Raw genomic sequence first — 747 nt, 5'->3', positions numbered from 1 at the left:
AGCTGTTCGGGATTTGCAATCCCGAACCCAGATAAAGGGGATTTGTAATCCCCTTTGTACAAAATCTAAAGGCAAGCCCTTGATTAGGCGATTAGGCGCGCGAACCCTTTGACCACTCAAAAAAGGTTGATCATTACACCCGAATTGTTATGACCACCCCCTTTTATCCCCCTCCTAAAACAGGAGGGGGAAAGACACAATCATTGTTTTTTGCCCCGGAATGGGGGTTGATTTTAAGCCGCTGTGCCGCCGTCCGGGATTGGTCCGCCGATCGAAATTGCCCCATTTCCTGGATGAATCCCTCGTCCGATTCCTTGTTCACGGAGTTCAACCCCGTCCGGGGTTGGGGAATCGTCGTTGGTCCTCCAGATCCCCGAGCTAACGCACGGGGCTAATGGGGTTGAAACCCTCCGGGTTTCTTTGAACCTGTTGGTCACTGTGTCAGGTGTCACCCAATGGAGTGAACCTAGGAAAGGTTATTGTCTTTTGCCGTTTTCCTTTACAGTGACGGCCGTTTCCATGCCAGCACTTGTGTTCCCTGTTTCGTCCCAAGACCCTGAAAGGGTCCAACAATAATAACGCCGGGAGAAACCCGGGGAATTGGGACACCACCCCAAAAGCCCAGAACCACGGGGTGGTTCAACTCCACGGCACTTCTTCGCTGAGAGGAATATATTTTGATAGGCCCAACCTTGTTCCGAGCTGAGGGTGGGCAAAAACTGGTAGGCTTGGAGAGTTCTCCTCTGC

The 747-nt window shown here is 51.9% G+C and carries 1 protein-coding gene; it reads right to left on the bottom strand.

What is annotated here, in order from left to right; all coding sequences use genetic code 11:
- Window positions 1-476: 476 nt before the first annotated feature.
- Window positions 477-747, bottom strand: a 271-nt coding sequence (locus tag DB520_RS27440; protein WP_232835170.1) for a hypothetical protein, incomplete at its 5' end; no start/stop codon positions are given.

Source organism: Pleomorphovibrio marinus (assembly GCF_003347495.1).
Taxonomy (GTDB): domain Bacteria; phylum Bacteroidota; class Bacteroidia; order Cytophagales; family Cyclobacteriaceae; genus Pleomorphovibrio; species Pleomorphovibrio marinus.
Note: the sequence above shows the minus strand (reverse complement) of the source record. Positions and strands in the feature narration are given on the sequence as shown.